10 protein-coding genes are annotated in these 16090 nt (G+C 56.3%); 3 read left to right on the top strand and 7 right to left on the bottom strand.

What is annotated here, in order from left to right:
* Positions 1-252: 252 nt before the first annotated feature.
* Positions 253-462, top strand: a complete 210-nt coding sequence (gene rmf / locus QT231_RS19535) for a ribosome modulation factor (protein ID WP_007111057.1) — start codon at positions 253-255, stop codon at positions 460-462.
* 62 nt (positions 463-524) lie between these two features.
* Here the strand turns inward: rmf and QT231_RS19540 are convergent, their stop codons facing one another.
* The 5 genes from QT231_RS19540 to QT231_RS19560 form a co-directional block, all read right to left on the bottom strand.
* On the bottom strand, positions 525-1550 hold the full coding sequence (locus QT231_RS19540) for a quinone-dependent dihydroorotate dehydrogenase (RefSeq protein WP_308338488.1): 1026 nt from the start codon (positions 1548-1550) through the stop codon (positions 525-527).
* A gap of 134 nt (positions 1551-1684) precedes the next feature.
* Positions 1685-6508, bottom strand: coding sequence for an NAD-glutamate dehydrogenase (locus tag QT231_RS19545; RefSeq protein ID WP_308338489.1), 4824 nt, complete (start codon positions 6506-6508; stop codon positions 1685-1687).
* 179 nt (positions 6509-6687) lie between these two features.
* Positions 6688-7791, bottom strand: a complete 1104-nt coding sequence (trmA, locus tag QT231_RS19550) for a tRNA (uridine(54)-C5)-methyltransferase TrmA (protein ID WP_308338490.1) — start codon at positions 7789-7791, stop codon at positions 6688-6690.
* Positions 7792-7840: 49 nt separating this feature from the next.
* Positions 7841-8689 (bottom strand): glutamate racemase, encoded by an 849-nt coding sequence (locus QT231_RS19555; RefSeq protein ID WP_308338507.1) that lies wholly within the window; start codon positions 8687-8689, stop codon positions 7841-7843.
* Positions 8690-8780: 91 nt separating this feature from the next.
* Positions 8781-9326 (bottom strand): hemerythrin domain-containing protein, encoded by a 546-nt coding sequence (locus tag QT231_RS19560; RefSeq protein ID WP_308338491.1) that lies wholly within the window; start codon positions 9324-9326, stop codon positions 8781-8783.
* A gap of 227 nt (positions 9327-9553) precedes the next feature.
* Between QT231_RS19560 and QT231_RS19565 the strand changes: the two genes are divergently transcribed.
* Positions 9554-10888 carry a replication-associated recombination protein A gene (locus QT231_RS19565; RefSeq protein ID WP_308338492.1) on the top strand — a complete coding sequence of 445 codons (1335 nt, stop codon included), beginning with the start codon at positions 9554-9556 and terminating at the stop codon, positions 10886-10888.
* Positions 10889-11003: 115 nt separating this feature from the next.
* On the opposite strand, the gene lolA is transcribed toward QT231_RS19565, so the two are convergent.
* Both lolA and QT231_RS19575 read right to left on the bottom strand, forming a co-directional pair.
* A complete protein-coding gene (gene lolA, locus QT231_RS19570) occupies positions 11004-11669 on the bottom strand; it encodes an outer membrane lipoprotein chaperone LolA (RefSeq protein ID WP_308338493.1) in 666 nt (221 codons plus the stop codon).
* A 223-nt stretch (positions 11670-11892) separates the two neighbouring features.
* Entirely contained in the window at positions 11893-15159 is a 3267-nt protein-coding gene (locus QT231_RS19575) for a DNA translocase FtsK 4TM domain-containing protein (RefSeq protein ID WP_308338494.1), read from the bottom strand.
* A 131-nt stretch (positions 15160-15290) separates the two neighbouring features.
* Between QT231_RS19575 and aat the strand changes: the two genes are divergently transcribed.
* Positions 15291-16037, top strand: a complete 747-nt coding sequence (gene aat / locus QT231_RS19580; protein WP_308338495.1) for a leucyl/phenylalanyl-tRNA--protein transferase — start codon at positions 15291-15293, stop codon at positions 16035-16037.
* Positions 16038-16090: the final 53 nt, after the last annotated feature.

Genomic DNA, 16090 nt, shown 5'->3' on the forward strand with positions numbered 1-16090 from the left:
AGTAGCTACTGAAAAACGCATGCGTTGCCTGTCAGGGCCGGGTTCAAAACTCGGCTTATGATTTGAAAGAGATCGCCGCTCGACCCGTTCAGCTCGTGAGTGCTAGACATTTGAGTTGAAGCGGCGTCTCGCTCTTGAAGCAAGCTCTCGGAATAATGGTGTTTTCGAACATATTCTGTGAAACATATTCTGTGAATAGTGTCGTCAACATCTTATTTCTTATCAAAGGCTTTCGTGAAAAGAGGTTAGCCAATGAAACGGCAAAAACGTGATCGCTTCCAGCGGGCTTATGTCCACGGCTACAAAGCGGGTGTATCGGGTCGTTCTCGTGATGATTGTCCCAGTCAAGATATCAATTTACGCGAATACTGGATGAGCGGTTGGCGTGAAGGTCGCGGCGACCAGTGGGATGGGATGACCGGCATTTCGGGCATCCACAAAAATCCCCTAGTCATGGCCTAACGTTTTACTTTTCAATGTTTTAAAGAGAGATTTTAAACGCGGTTTTCAGTGAGCCCACTTTTTTAAGTGGGCTTTTTAGTTGCTTTAAGTGCCCTGGCACATTCACCGACTAGTTTAGGCCCTTGGTAGATCAACCCTGAGTAGAGCTGGACTAAATCCGCGCCAGCGGCGAGCTTGGCCTGGGCGGCAGCGGCACTATCGATACCGCCTACGCCAATAATCGGAAGTCGGGGTAGATGCTCACGCAGTTGGCGAATAACGCGATTGGATGCCTCAAAGACCGGCTTACCTGACAACCCACCCGCCTCCTCCGCTTGAGGGTCGTCCTGCACGGCTTCACGGGAAACCGTGGTGTTGGTGGCAATCACCCCATCAAGGTGGTTGCGTTCAATACTGGCTGCCATCAGCGCTACTTCTTCAGCGCTCATATCCGGGGCGATCTTAATCAGCAGCGGCACTTTGCGGCCCGCTTGAGCATCAAGCTCTGTAGCGCGGGCGCGAATAGGCGCTAGCAGCGCATCCAGCTGTTCACCAAACTGTAGGCTGCGCAGCCCAGGGGTATTCGGCGAAGAAACATTCACTGCAATGTAGTCCGCATAGGGGTGCACCGCGTCTAAACACACCAGGTAGTCATCCAACGCCTGCTCTACCGAGGTGGTGAGGTTCTTGCCGATATTGATACCCACAACGCCACTGTAGTGGCGCTGTTTAACCTGCTGAATCAGATACTCTACCCCTTTGTTGTTAAACCCAAAGCGGTTGATGATCGCCTCGTGCTGCGCCAAGCGAAACAGCCGGGGCTTGGGGTTGCCCGGCTGGGGTTTAGGCGTGACGGTACCCACTTCGACAAAACCAAAGCCCAGCGCGCCAAGAGCATCCAGATGATCGGCGTTCTTATCCAAACCGGCAGCTAGCCCCACCCGATTGGCAAACCGCAGCCCCATCAGTTCGACGGGGTCATTGACCGGCTGGCCAAATAACCGCGCTACGCCACCCACGCGATGCAGTGTCTCCAACGCGCTTAGCGCCATGCCGTGGGACGTTTCTGGATCAACGCGAAAAAATAGCGAGCGGGCAAGGTTGTACATAGCAGGTCTCTACAAACGGGGCCGAATGTGGGTGCGGGGCTAAAAACGGGCACCAGTATAACGCAATAAAGCGCGCCCCGGTGGAGAACCAGGGCGCGCTTTAACTAACGGTTGTGCGTTGAGACTATCTGGAACTAGGCCTCGCTATCACTCTCGGCGAGATCCACCAGCTCGCGTACCGCGACGGCAAACAGCGCAAAGCCACCTTCACTGCCACCCCGCACTTCTTCGATAAGGCGACACCAGCGGCGGTGGAGGTCAGCGTGCTGATCCAGCCACTGCGCCACCCGCTCCTGGGTATCGCGGCTTCCCGCATCGAGCTTCAGCACGCTTGTGGTCAGCGCCAGCTGTTGTCGCTCGATATCGTCACGGAAGGTTTCCCGCGCCTGGGCCTGCCAGGCGTCGCGCACTTCCAGCTGGGTTACCTGCTGAATCATCCACGGCAGCTCCAGCCGGCTGCCAATTTCGTACAGCACCTCCGCTACCCGCTGGGGTTTTTCATTGGTCAGGCGCGCCGCTTGGATAATACCCAGCCCAGCGTAGAGGCTTGATGACGCCGCCACGGTGGACGCCAGGGCCTCAGGCACACCCGCTTCCAGCAGTTCATCACGACGGCTATCCCAGGCGCTAAGCTCTTCACCGCTGAGCAACTCACCAATACCTTCCTGCAACTGCGCCAGGCGGGGAGCAAAGTACTCAATGGTGTCGTGGGTCGAGAGCCCCAGGTGCTGACGCACAAACCAGCGCGTGGCACGGCGGATCAAGCGCATCAGATCGAGCATCATTGAGTACTGAATGCGGTTGGGCACCTGATTGTCGAGTGCTTCAATTTGCGCCCAAAGGCTGGGCAGGTTGAAGCTATCCCGGGCCACGATATAGGCCCGTGCGATATCGGCACGTCCTGCCCCGGTGGAGTCCATCAGGCGGCGGACAAAGACGATCCCCATATGGTCAACCAGATCGTTGGCGACCTGGGTGGCGACGATTTCACGCTTTAGCCGATGCTCGTACATCTCATCTTTAAAGCGCTCCACCAGAACCGATGGGAACAGCCGTTCCAAATGGCGATTGATGTAGTGGTCGTCCGGCACATCAGAAGTGATCAAATCACCCTTCAAGGTGCTCTTGGCGTAGGAAATCAGCACCGAAAGCTCCGGCAGGCGCATGCCTTGGCCGTTACTGGAACGTTCTTTGAGCACATCATCGGCGGGCAAAAACTCCAGCTCTCGATCAATTTGCCCGGACGCTTCCAGTTCGCTGATAAAACGGCGATAAGGGCCCATCGAATAATCGGAGAGGATGGCCGATAGATCCAACGCCTGGCTTTGGCGATAGTTATCCAGAATCACCAGTTCTGATACTTCATCGGTCATTTGCGCCAGCAGCTCATTGCGCTGCTTGTCGGTCATATCGCCGCGCTTGACCACTTCATCGATCAGAATTTTGATATTGACCTCGTGGTCGGAGCAGTTCACCCCACCCGCGTTATCAATAAAGTCGGTATAAACGCGCACGCCCTTGGCAGCAGCTTCCATACGCCCGCGCTGGGTCAAACCGAGGTTACCGCCCTCACCCACCACACGGCAGTTCAAGTCATTGCCATTGATGCGCAGGGTATCGTTGGCTTTGTCACCCACATCGGCATCGGTTTCGTCGGAGCCCTTCACGTAGGTTCCGATACCGCCATTCCAGATCAAGTCCACCTTGGATTTGAGCATGGCGCGGATCAGTTCATTCGGCGACAGGCGCTCTTCCTTGATACCAAATACTTGCTGCATCTCCGGCGTGATGCTAATCGACTTGGCGCTACGACTAAAGATACCACCACCAGCGGAGATCAACTCCTGGCTGTAGTCTTCCCAGCTTGAACGCGGCATTGCGAACAGCCGCTTACGCTCGGCAAAAGAGGCCTCTGCATCCGGGTTGGGGTCAACAAAGATATGCAGGTGGTTGAAGGCGCCCACCAGTTGAATCTTGTCGGAGAGCAGCATGCCGTTACCAAACACATCGCCGGCCATATCGCCGATCCCCACCACGCTAAACAGATCGCGCTGGGTATCGAGATCAAGATTTTTGAAGTGGCGCTTAACCGACTCCCAGGCACCGCGAGCGGTGATCCCCATCTTCTTATGGTCGTAGCCGTTAGCACCACCAGAGGCAAAGGCATCGCCCAGCCAGTGGCCATACTCGATGGAAATTTCGTTGGCGATATCCGAGAAAGTGGCGGTGCCTTTGTCGGCAGCTACTACCAGATAAGCGTCGTCCTCATCGTGGCGGACAACATTTTCCGGCGGTACCACATCGCCACCCACCAGATTGTCAGTCACATCCAAAAGGGCACGAATAAAGATTTGGTAGCAGGCGATGCCCTCTTTCTGGACGACATCACGGCTGGCATTTTCCGGCATGCGTTTACACACAAAGCCGCCCTTGGCGCCGACGGGGACGATAACGGCGTTCTTCACCTGCTGTGCTTTAACCAGCCCCAGCACTTCAGTGCGGTAGTCTTCGAAGCGATCCGACCAGCGCAGACCACCGCGGGCCACTTTGCCGCCACGCAGGTGTACACCTTCCACCCGCGGCGAGCAGACAAAAATCTCAAACATCGGTCGCGGCTTGGGCATACCGGTAACTTTGGAAGGCTCGAGCTTGTAGGCGATGTAGTCTTTAAAGCGCCCACCCTCAGCAAGCTGGTAGTAGTTGGTACGCAGGGTGGCGAGGATCAGCTCCATAAAGCGGCGCAGCAGCTGGTCGTCGTTAAGGCTGGCCACCCCTTCCAAACGCTCATTTAAGCTCGCAACGCACTCGTCGGTAGCGTGGCTCTGCTGCTCAGGATCAAAACGCAGCCGGAAGAGCTCAACCAGCTCACGGGTAATGGCCGGGTAGTTGGCCAGCGTGGCCGCAATGTAATCCTGAGACATACCGAAGCGGATTTGTTTTAGATACCGTGCGTAGCCGCGCAGCATCGCCACTTCGCGCCAATCCAGCCCCGCGCCGATAATCAGGCGGTTAAAGGCATCGTTGTCGGCTTCGCCAGTCCAGATGCGCTTAAAGGCTTCAGTAAAGACATCGCGCATATCGCCCAGACTGACATCCGCACCGCTATGCTCTAGCTCGAAGTCGTGAATCCAGTAGCGCTGTTCAGGCGCGTTAATATCGTAGGGGCGCTCGCCGATCACGCGCAGGCCGAGATTCTCCATCATCGGCAGCACGTCAGAGAGAGGGATCTGCGTGCCACGGTGGAACAGCTTCAGGTTAACGCCGCCGCCCTGCTCTTCCAGCGGACGGTAGAGCGACAGCGATAAATCATCGCCGTTGTCCAGCGTTAGCAGGTGCTGAACATCAAACACCGCAGTACGCGCGGAAAAATCTTCCCGATAGCTGGCTGAAAAGGCCTCACGGAACTGATCCATCAGCAGGTTAGCGCGCTCTTCACCGAAACCTTCGATCATCGCGTTATGCAGTTCGTCGCGCCAACTGCGCGCCAGCCGGGCCACTTTGCTCTCCAACCGTTTAAGGTCGTAGTCGCTGGGGGCGTCGCCATTAAAGCGCAGAATTAACTGAATACGCGCCAGCACCGACTCGGATAAGTAGGTGTTAAAGTCGCCAAAGTGGGCATCCAGCTCGTCGCACAGCACGTTTTGAATCCGCTGACGCAGATCCGTGGAGAACACATCGCGGGGAACAAATACCAGGCAGGAGTAGAACTTACCGCTGATATCCGCGCGGATAAACAGCCGCACCTGGCGGCGCTCACGGATATTGAGAATACCCAGCGCCGTACTGGCCAGTGACTCGGTATCAATCTGGAACAGATCATCCCGGGGATAGACTTCCAGCACCTGGAGTAGCTGCTTGCCATTGTGGCCCTGGGGATTAAACCCGGCGATATCCATCACGGCTTTCAGCTTGCGACGCAGCAGCGGAATATTGCGCGGCGATTCGTTGTACACCGTGGAGGTGAACAGACCAAAGAAGCGCCGCTCACCAATCACATTGCCGTCGTCATCGTAACGGTCAACGGTGATGTAGTCTGGATAGGTAGGACGGTGCACCCGGGAGTGGTGGGCGCTTTTGGCAAACGACAGTAGCTGAGGCACCAGCACATAATCGTTATGCTCATCCACCCCCTCCTCGGTGCGAATCCGTTCGCAGTAGCGCGGCTGATCCAGGCGGAACACGCCCAGCACGCTATCAGCGTCGCGCTTTAACTCGCTGCCTTCCAGCTGGTACTCGTCGTAGCCCAGGAAAGTGAAGTTATCTTTGAGCATCCACTCTAAAAAGGCAATCGCCTCTTCGTGGTCGTCAGGATCGATCTGTGGCGGGCAGTTCTTTTCAAGCTCTTGAATCGATGCGGTTATTTGTGAACACATGGCATCGAAATCACCCACGGCGGTACGGACATCGCGAAGCACGTCATTTAGATTGCTTTCGATTTTCTCCAGCAGTGCCGCATCAGTGTGCCGATCCACCTCAATCACAATCAGCGACTCGCGGGCGTCAGGCGCGTTTTCATCCCTGGGCGAGCTCAGCGCTTGCAGTTGGTGCCGCTCATCACGGGCGACCGCCACCACGGCGTTTTGAATTGCGTGCACGGTCAAACCACGGCGGTTGAGCTCGATACGCACTGAGTCGACCAAAAACGGCATATCTTCATGCAGAACGGCAACAAAGGTATGCGTCGACTGCCAGCCATGCTCTTCAAAATCCGGGTTAAATACCCGTACTTTGGGGGTTTGCGGATCGTGATGCTGCAAAAACTGCCAGATCGACAGCGTTGCGCCATACAGATCGTCCAGGCGACGATCCACCAGGTCTTCCACCGGCACGGTGGCATAAAAGTGCCGAGCAAAAGCATCCACAGTGGCGGCGCGAGCGGGGTCTAACCGCGCGTGCAGTCGCTCCTGGAGCTGCTTCAAAAGATCCTGCCGACTCTCTTCAATCGCAACGTAGTGCATCCATCACCTCGACTGCCTAGGCCATAACGGCCAAAAAACGAAGGACAATAGGCCTTTAGGCCAACATAACGGCTAGCTTACGCTACCTATCGTCGCGTCTCTAATCACCTGACGTGTTGTTCATGGCACATACCGTTTACGCATTAGGTCGAATGCTGACTAGTATTTTCCCCACCAGCCTAGCGCCGCTTTAACAGCACTCCACACTCACAGTGGTCGGTAAACGGAAACTGGTCAAATAGCGCAAAACGCTCTATCCGATGAGTATTGGTCAGTATGGTCAAGTTTTCAGCTAACGTGGCTGGGTTGCATGAAATATAGACGATCTGAGCGTATTCGCTGAGTTGCTCACAACTCTGCTCGTCTAAACCGGCACGCGGCGGGTCTACCAGCACGGTGGAAAAATCGTACTCTTCCAGCGCCATTTCCGCCACGCGGCGACCGTTTTTTTCCCCCTTCAGCGCCAACGCAAACTCCTCGGCTGACATTCGCCCAATCTGTGCGTTGGTTACCCCATTGGCCTCCAGATTGACGTTGGCACTGGCCACAGAGGTGCGAGAAATTTCTGTGGCCAGCACTCGGCGGAAGTTATCCGCCAGGGCAATGGTGAAATTGCCGTTACCGCAGTAGAGTTCGACCAGATCCTCCTGTTGATGACCAGCGGTCACTTCCCGCGCCCAACTGAGCATTTTTTGGCAGATGTGGGCATTAGGCTGGGTAAAGCTGTTTTCCACCTGCTGGTAGTGCAGCGTGCGACCATCTACTTTAAGGCGTTCCCATACGTGATCACGGCTCAGCACAATGCGCTGCTTGCGGGAGCGGCCAATAATCATAATGCCTAGCTCAACTTCCAGAGCGCGGGCTTCACGCTCCCACTCATCGCCTAACGGGCGGTGGTAAATCAGCGTTACCAACGCCTCTCCCGATAGCGTGGTTAAAAACTCCACCTGGAACAGCCGCCGACGCAGCTCGTCAGAGCGCAGGCAGGCCTCGCGTAACTGCGGCATTAGCTGATTGATGCGTTCGCTGGCAACTGCGTACTGATCCAACCGAACCACCCGCTTGTTTTTCGGGTTATCAGGATCCACTTCGAACATGGCGTAGAAGAGGTCATCCTCTTCATGCCATATGCGAAACTCGCAGCGCTGACGGTAGTAGCCCGGCGGCGATTCAAACACCTCTAACGCCGGTGGCTGAAAGGCGGCAAAAGTACTCTCCAGGTAGTCACGTTTGACGGCTAGCTGTTCAGCGTAATGTTCGGGTTCTACAACGGGGATAGCCAAGGCTGCTCCTTTGAATAATTCGATCAGCAAGAATAGTGGTTAAACGTGTTCAGTAGCCTAGGTTGAGCAATTGGGATGCCTTAAACCCATAGCGGGCCAAACCAGCGGTCAGGTCGGCAGCAGGGGCAGTGGTAAAGCAGCGGCCATCCTGCTGGTCGCTATATAGCTCATCAACAACTTGCGCCACCCGACGGGCAATCGCATCGCCGGAATCGATCCAGTGCACTGGCTTCGGGGCAAGCTGAGATAGCCAAGGCTTTAACAGCGGAAAATGGGTACAGCCCAGCACGACCGTATCTAGCTCCGGGGTATCCAGCGGCTGATGATCAGGAAGTAAAGAATGGACAGGCGAGAAAGGGGTAATAGCGTGCCATAAAGGCGCCAGGGCCGCCTGCATGCGTTCGGTATTGGGCGTAATTCCTGCTAGGTACGCTTCGGCCTCGACGACCAGGGCATCGGCAGCGACCCGGGTAATCACACAGTCGCTGGCAAAGCTATCAATCAAGCGTTGGGTGTAGGGCCGCCCTACCGTGGCTTTGGTGGCTAGCAGCCCAATATGGCGTGTCTGGCTAATCGCTGCGGCAGGTTTGATAGCAGGCACGGTGCCAACGACAGGGATCACCAACTGCTGGCGCAAATTTTCCAACGCCAGCGTACTCGCGGTATTGCAGGCGACAACCAACACACTCGGCTTGCATGCTGCCACCGCGGCACTACATACCGCCACAATGCGCTCGGTCAGGGCAGCGTCTTCGCGCAGCCCATAGGGTAGCCAAGCGTTATCGCAGGCATAGCATAGGGCAGCATCAGGGTAGTGTTGGCGCAGCGACTGCGCCACCGACAGGCCGCCGACACCGGAATCAAAAATTAACACAGGGCCTTTCCTGACTCTGCCCATCATGGCTCTGCCTAAAAAAAACGGAGCATTAGTTTAGCATGCTCCGTGATTTTATCGATTGCCGTTAGTGGGTGGCGGTTAGCCGCTAGTGCTATACCGCGGGCACGTCGGCCCCACGCAGCTCGGCGTAGAGTTCCGGGTAGGCTTGCTGCAGGCGCTCTAACTCCTGCTCAGCACCTTCAGGGAGCGCTTGACGAAGTTCTTCCATGTCTTCAGGACTGAAGTGCTCATCAATCAGTGGGAATAGCTTCTCCCGTTCGTGGCGCAGATAGGCACGATGCGCTTCTAAATAGTTTTTCAAGTCATCGGCAAAACGATCCATCGGTAGGATGTTATCCATTAGGATCATATCAATATCGTTGGAAAGCCGCTGGAGGCGTGGCTTTAGCTCACGATAGTCATTAGCCATCTGCTCGGTAAGCGCCAGGTGTTCCGGCGCCTGGGTTTGCAGCCGTTCGACACAAACACGCTCTAAGGGGGCCGCAAAACCATCCATATACGACAAAATATAGTCGACAACCTCACGCATCAGCTGAAAGTTGGGGCGCTCGCCCTGGGCAAGGGTTTTCTGCTTGAGCTGCAGCACATGGAGTAGTCTCGCCATGTTGGCATGATCCAGACGCAGTTGGTTTAACATCGAACCGTCTCCTTTTATTGTGTCATGCCTACCGTCTAAGCCTTGATGATTGACGGCATGCGAACATAAGCGCGTGGGGTTATCATAAACAATGCCCCTCTAGCGTTATCCTAGCAAGTGTATCTTTCTGATAGGTTACGCCAAAGGTAGTTCGCCAAGGCGCGATTTACCACCAACACTTGTTGGCAATTTGTTGCTCAACGTACTGATTTATAACGGAAGCTTACATGGATCTTTTCGATAGCGCTCAGGCGATACCCGCTGATGATGCCCCCTTAGCCTTTCGTATGCGTCCACGCCAGCTGGATGATTACGTGGGCCAGCAGGCGCTGGTGGGGCCAGATAAACCTCTTCGCCGCATGGCGGAATCGGGCGTAGTGCGCTCAATGATTCTCTGGGGGCCACCAGGGGTTGGCAAAACCACGCTGGCAGAGCTGTTAGCCAGAGCTTCCCAAGCGCATCTAGAACACCTCAGCGCGGTGATGGCTGGAGTGAAAGAGATTCGCGCCGTGGTTGAGCGCGCCCAACAGATGTCCTCCACGGTTATCCTCTTTTTAGATGAGATTCACCGCCTAAACAAGAGCCAACAGGACGCTTTGCTGCCCCATGTGGAGTCGGGGCTGTTAACGCTGATTGGTGCCACCACCGAAAATCCCTCCTTTGAAGTCAATTCGGCGCTGCTCTCCCGCGCGCGGGTTTACGTACTGAAATCACTCACCCAGGAGGAACTGATCACGGTGATGCGCCAAGCGCTCAACGACGTTGAGCGAGGGCTGGGTAAGCGTGATATCCAGGTGGATGATGACGTATTAACCGCACTGGCCCACGCCAGCGCCGGCGATGCACGGCGGGCGCTGGGGCTATTGGAAACCGCCTGCGATTTCGCTACTCAGGAAGCGGATCGCGAAGTGCTGCATAAAGAGGTACTTGCCGATGTGATCGGCCATCAGGCCAGCGCCTTCGATAAACAGGGCGATGCCTATTACGACCTGCTTTCGGCGATTCATAAATCGATACGCTCTTCGCGCCCCAATGCGGCCTTGCTGTATATGGCGCGCTTTATGCAGGGCGGCGGCGACCCGCTGGACGTGGTGCGCAGGCTGACCGCCATTGCCTCAGAGGATGTCGGCAATGCCGACCCCCGCGCGCTACCGCTGGTAATTGCGGCGTGGGATGCCTATCTGCGCTTGGGTGATTACGAAGGCCAACGGGCGATTGCCCATGCGGCAATTCATTTGGCAGTGGCGCCCAAAAGCAACCGTATAGACCGAGCCTGGAATGAAGCCAAGCAGTATGTGCGCCAGCAGCCCCAGGTGGAAGTACCCACCTATCTGCGCAATGCGCCGACCAAGTTGATGGAACAGCTAGGCCACGGTGAGGGCTACCGCTATGCCCATAATGAGCCAGACGGCTACCCGGCGGGCAGCGCCCACGACTGCTGGCCTGAAGAGCTGCCTAAAGCCGACTTTTTCAAGCCGAGCGCCATTGGTCAGGAGAAGCGCTTTGGGGAAATCATGGCGTGGCGAGAAAATCTTGACCAGGAAGCAGATCAGGCGCCCTAGGGCGCCTGATGGTTAAAGCAGTGGCAGGTTTAACTGACACTCTCCAGCAACTACTTATCTTTAACGATTTATCTTTAAAGACTTACCCCTCACGCCTTACCATTCACTTTTCACCCTAGAGCTCTTCACGAATAACATCGGTGCCTTCGGGAATCTCAAAGTCAAAGATGTCTGGGGCGATATCGCCATTGAGGGTGATATTGCTAAAGGTAATCGCGGTACGCTGGCCGGTGCTGTCCATCATCCACAGCTCGGTTAACGTTTCGCCTTCAAAGACCATGCTCAACTCTTCAAACAGTGTATCGGCAGAGATGGGCACCAGGGTAAAGACATCTTCTCCCCCATCCTGCTCGTAGAACACCTCATAGCTCTCGGTTAAATCGTTTGAACTTCCCGACAGTAATAACGCAGGGGTGTGGGTTACTCGATCATCCATCTCTTGAACGGTGACCTGCTCAAGATCGGGATCGTACATATACACATCTTCACCGTCGGAGACCACCGTTTGACTGTAGGGTGCCTCCACTTCCCAACGCAGCATACCTGGGCGGGACAACCACATCTCGCCGCGTGCGCTCTGCAGACGTTCGCCGCTGCCATCCAGAATCTGCTGTTCAAAACTCGCTTGATAGCGCTCAAGCGGATCCAACCGCTCGGTCAAACGTTCGGCAGCATCCTCTGCCCAAGCGGGAGCGCCAAATGTTAATCCCAAGGCGCTGGCAGCAAATGCCAGTTGTGGCGCACCTATTGATGACGGACGTTTTGTTTGCGTATCGCGCATATGATCTCCCTAGGCAACCGTTGCCAAATTACTGTTGTTCAAAGCTGCTGCTCAAAACTGATGTTCAAAACCGTTGCTCAAAACTATTGCTCAAAAATCAAGCAGTGAGGCAGTGAGGTCGGCTTAACCGTCCATGTGTCGTTAAGACGCGAAAAACGCCGCAGGGTTTCACCTGCGGCGCCACTTCCACGCTTATTGCATAATTGTGCCTTACACCAAACGGTTAGTGTCCCACCGGAGGCGGCGCAAGCACTTCCCGGGCCCCGTTAGAGCCCATAGAGGTCACCACGCCAGCGCCCTCCATGGCCTCAACCAAGCGAGCGGCCCGGTTGTAGCCAATTTTAAAGCGCCGCTGCACGGCGGAGATCGAGGCTTTGCGCGTTTCAGTAACAAACTGAACGGCCTCATCGTAGAGCGCGTCCTGCTCCGCATCGTCGCCATCGCCCCCTTCGGCTTCAAGGCCGGTTAAGGCATCGGCAGAAACGCCGCCAGAAAGAATCTCTTCAATATATTCAGGCGCACCACGCCGCTTCCAGTCATCGACCACCCGGTGTACTTCGTCATCATCCACGAAGGCACCGTGGATACGGTTAGGCGGCCCTGAGCCCGCAGGCAGATAGAGCATATCGCCATGGCCCAGCAGGCTCTCCGCGCCGCCCTGGTCGAGAATGGTGCGCGAATCAATTCTGGATGAGACCTGAAACGCCATCCGCGAAGGGATGTTGGCTTTGATCAAGCCCGTCACCACGTCTACCGAGGGGCGCTGGGTCGCCAGAATCAAATGAATACCCGCGGCGCGAGCCTTTTGCGCCAGGCGCGCAATCAGCTCTTCAACCTTTTTACCGACAATCATAAACATATCGGCAAACTCGTCGATCACCACGACGATGTAGGGCAGTTTCTCTAACACCGGATGGGGCTGATGCACTTCCCAGGGTTGTGGCTCCCAGAGCGGGTCGGCTACCTGGGCGCCGGCACGCTCGGCTTCATCCAGACGACCATTGAAGCCCGCGATGTTACGCACCCCCATGGCCGCCATTAACTTGTAGCGGCGCTCCATTTCGGCCACACACCAGCGTAGGCTGTTGGCCGCCTCTTTCATGTCAGTGACCACAGGCGCCAGCAGGTGAGGAATGCCGTCATACACCGACAGTTCCAACATTTTCGGGTCGACCATGATCAGCTTTAGCTCGCTAGGCTTGGCTTTAAGAAGCATCGAGATCAGCATGGCGTTAACGCCCACCGATTTACCCGACCCGGTAGTACCGGCTACTAACAAGTGTGGCATCTTGCCCAAGTTGGCGACCACAGGGCTGCCGCCAATATCCTGGCCTAGCGCCATGGTCAGCGGTGACGTCTCCTGCTGATAACGGTCGGAGTCGATGACTTCGCGCAGGCGGATCATGGCGCGATTGGGGTTGGGAATTTCAATCCCCACCGTGGGGCGCCCTGGAATCACCTCGACTACCCGCACGCTTTTAACCATCAGTGAGCGTGCCAGGTCTTTGGCTAGATTACTGATTTTAGAGACTTTCACGCCCGCAGCAGGCTTGATCTCAAAGCGCGTAATCACCGGCCCAGGCCAGGTGTCCACCACTTCCGCTTTCACGCCGTATTCACGCAGCCGCACTTCCAGCAGCTCAGCCATATCAGCTAACTGTTCATCACTGTAATTGGGCTGATGCGGCTCTGCTGGTGTCAACAATTGCAGGCTCGGCACCTCGCCTTCGGGCTCATCAAGCGTTTCAAAAGCAGGCCGCTGGCTCTGCAGATGCTCCACGGTCCATAGGGCGGGACCTTCATCCGCTTCTTGCGGGCTCTCTTCAGGCGCAAAGCTGGGTTCTTGGCGTGCGGCTGGGGGTGGCGTGGGCGAAGGAGGCGCCATTGAGCGCGCTTCGCTACCTCGCTCCTGCGCATACAGCTCATCATCCATCTCTTCATCGTCCCACACCGGCTCGGGCACTACCTCAGCTACACGTTCAGGTTTACGCGCAGGTTCAGACGCGGTGACACGCTCAGGGCTCCAGGCGGTATCAGTGTCGCCGATATGAGGCTCACCAACACGAGGTTCGGGCTGGCTGTTGCTAGGGTCAGCGGTGAGTGATGGCTCACTGCGGCGCTCAGCGGGCGCGGCATGAGCATGCTCTTTCTCGGCGGGCGCCTCGTCGCTGACAAAGAAGTTACTTGTGGCAGGCGCCGGGGGCTCTTCTTGACGAGTAGCCCGCAGCGGGAAGGAAGTCTCGGCTTCCTTGGGCTCCTCATCGGACGCAGGTGCTTGAGCCTCGGGCGCTGCCGACGTTACCTCCGCCTGGACAAAAGCATTTTCCCGCGGCGCTGGGGGTGTCGTCGCTTCCTTCTCTTCTGCCGTTTTAGCCGTTGACGTCAATGACGGGGCTGCTGCAGGCGCTGAAACTGTCGGCTCCGCGGTAGGTGTCGAAGAATCAGGCGCGGGTGTTTTAGCAGGCACATGCTTATTGCTTGAAAACGCCGCGGCTTCCCAGGGAATCGAGGTATCCGTCGTCTCGCTGCTATTTGCAGGCGCCTTGTCTGCCGCACTGCTCTCTGAAGCGCTGCTCGCCTCGCTGCTGGAAAGTGGCACAGAGAAACCTGGCTCACGACGTTCGCGGCCATTGGGGCTTTTACCTACCGGCTCTGCCACAGGCTTCGTCTCAGCGGCGGGTGCAGCCTCAGGGGCTACAGGAGACGTAGCTCCAGACTCAGGCTCTTGAGGCTTGGGCGTAGGCTTCTTGGCGGCTTTAGCAGCCGCCCGCTGAGCGGCGCGCATACGGCGTGTTTGTCGACGTGCCGACAACCAGCCGCCCAGGCGGCATAGACGCTTGCCGAGCTCATCGGCCACCTGCAGCCATGACATACCACTAAACAGCGGAAAGCCGCTTAAAATGAGCGCCGCGGCGATCAAGCCAACGCCACCACTGCCCACTAGAGGCCTTAATGCACCGACCAAGCCTTCGCCCAAAATACCGCCGGAGGCATAGGGGAGAATACTGTCCGGGTGATAGAAGTGCAGCGCACCCAGCATGGTGGTGCCGAAAATAAGCAGCACCAAACCTCCCGCGTGTACCGCTATTGCCACCGGGTCGAGTTCAAAACGCACCTGGCGTGAGCGAATCAGCCACCAGGCAGCAAAGCCGAACATGCCCGGCCACCACAAAGCACTGGCGCCCAATAGAGAATAGAGGACATCGGCCAGCCAAGCGCCCACTTGCCCCATCCAGTTACCTATATCTGTCTCAGGGCCCTGATAAGACCAGCCGGGATCAGAAGGTTGATAACTAAACAGCGCCAATAATAAGAAAACACACAGCGCCAGCAGAATCACCACTACGCCTTCGCGAACGGATCCTTGTAAGCGCAGGCCAAAACGACGAGCCTTATCCTTTGCGGCGCTAACGCGCGCAGATGAAGCCGATGATGGTGTTTGACGCGCGCTACGTTGCGTTCGCTTGTTGACTGCTTTATTCACTTTCAAGCGACTCTCCCTTTACACCTCGATGGCGTCTTTAATCCACTTGCGAGTTTGCATGATACCGAGCATCCTTCCGCCGTCACAGAGGCTATTGTAAAGCGCTCAGTACAAGAACGTCGTAACAGGAGCAAGTAATGCTACCTTGGCTTTCCTCGCCACATCCTAAATTTCCACCTACTCAGGTGGCGCTGGACTCCCCGAATGGCCTGCTGGCCGCTGGTGGAGAGCTCTCCCCCGTTTGGTTGGTAGAAGCCTACCGGCAGGGCATATTCCCCTGGTTCAGCGACGACGATCCGATTCTGTGGTGGAGCCCAGATCCGCGCATGATACTCCTACCTGAGCAATTTAAGCAGCGCCGTAGCCTCACCAAACGATTACGCCATGGTGGCTTTCATATCACCCTGGATCAACACTTCGACCAGGTGATTCAAGCCTGCGCCGCCCCACGAGGTGACGAGACCGGCACCTGGATCACAGAAGAGATGCGCGACGCCTACAGCCTGCTGCACGCCCTGGGCATTGCCCATAGCATTGAAGTCCATCAACAGGGGCAATTGGTGGGAGGCCTCTACGGCGTCGCCATGGGCCCGGTATTTTTTGGTGAGTCAATGTTCTCCCGCGCCCCGGATGCCTCTAAGGTGGCCCTGGCCCACCTCGCCAGAGCCATGCGTGAACATGGCGGCAAACTCATCGACTGCCAAATGCATACACCCCACCTAGCGAGCCTGGGCGCTATTACAGTCGCTCGCGAGGCATTCATCAACTATCTTAAAAACTGGTTGCCCGATAAGGCTTTTACGTTAACCACATCACCCAATGAGGCGCCCGCTGTTCCGGCATCGCTCTGGCTTAAGGCGATTGCTACCAAGGGTAATGCGTAGTGATGAACCTACGTAGTGATAAACCATAGTGACGAACTTATTCTGTTCCAACC

The sequence above is a fragment of the Halomonas sp. SpR1 genome (assembly GCF_031010175.1).
Taxonomy (GTDB): Bacteria; Pseudomonadota; Gammaproteobacteria; order Pseudomonadales; family Halomonadaceae; genus Vreelandella.

What these genes read in the sequence shown, in the direction of transcription:
- rmf (WP_007111057.1), top strand. Translation starts at nt 253, where the DNA reads ATGAAACGGCAAAAACGTGATCGCTTCCAGCGGGCTTATGTCCACGGC.
- QT231_RS19540 (WP_308338488.1), bottom strand. Translation starts at nt 1,550, where the DNA reads ATGTACAACCTTGCCCGCTCGCTATTTTTTCGCGTTGATCCAGAAACG.
- QT231_RS19545 (WP_308338489.1), bottom strand. Translation starts at nt 6,508, where the DNA reads ATGCACTACGTTGCGATTGAAGAGAGTCGGCAGGATCTTTTGAAGCAG.
- QT231_RS19555 (WP_308338507.1), bottom strand. Translation starts at nt 8,689, where the DNA reads ATGGGCAGAGTCAGGAAAGGCCCTGTGTTAATTTTTGATTCCGGTGTC.
- QT231_RS19560 (WP_308338491.1), bottom strand. Translation starts at nt 9,326, where the DNA reads ATGTTAAACCAACTGCGTCTGGATCATGCCAACATGGCGAGACTACTC.
- QT231_RS19565 (WP_308338492.1), top strand. Translation starts at nt 9,554, where the DNA reads ATGGATCTTTTCGATAGCGCTCAGGCGATACCCGCTGATGATGCCCCC.
- lolA (WP_308338493.1), bottom strand. Translation starts at nt 11,669, where the DNA reads ATGCGCGATACGCAAACAAAACGTCCGTCATCAATAGGTGCGCCACAA.
- aat (WP_308338495.1), top strand. Translation starts at nt 15,291, where the DNA reads ATGCTACCTTGGCTTTCCTCGCCACATCCTAAATTTCCACCTACTCAG.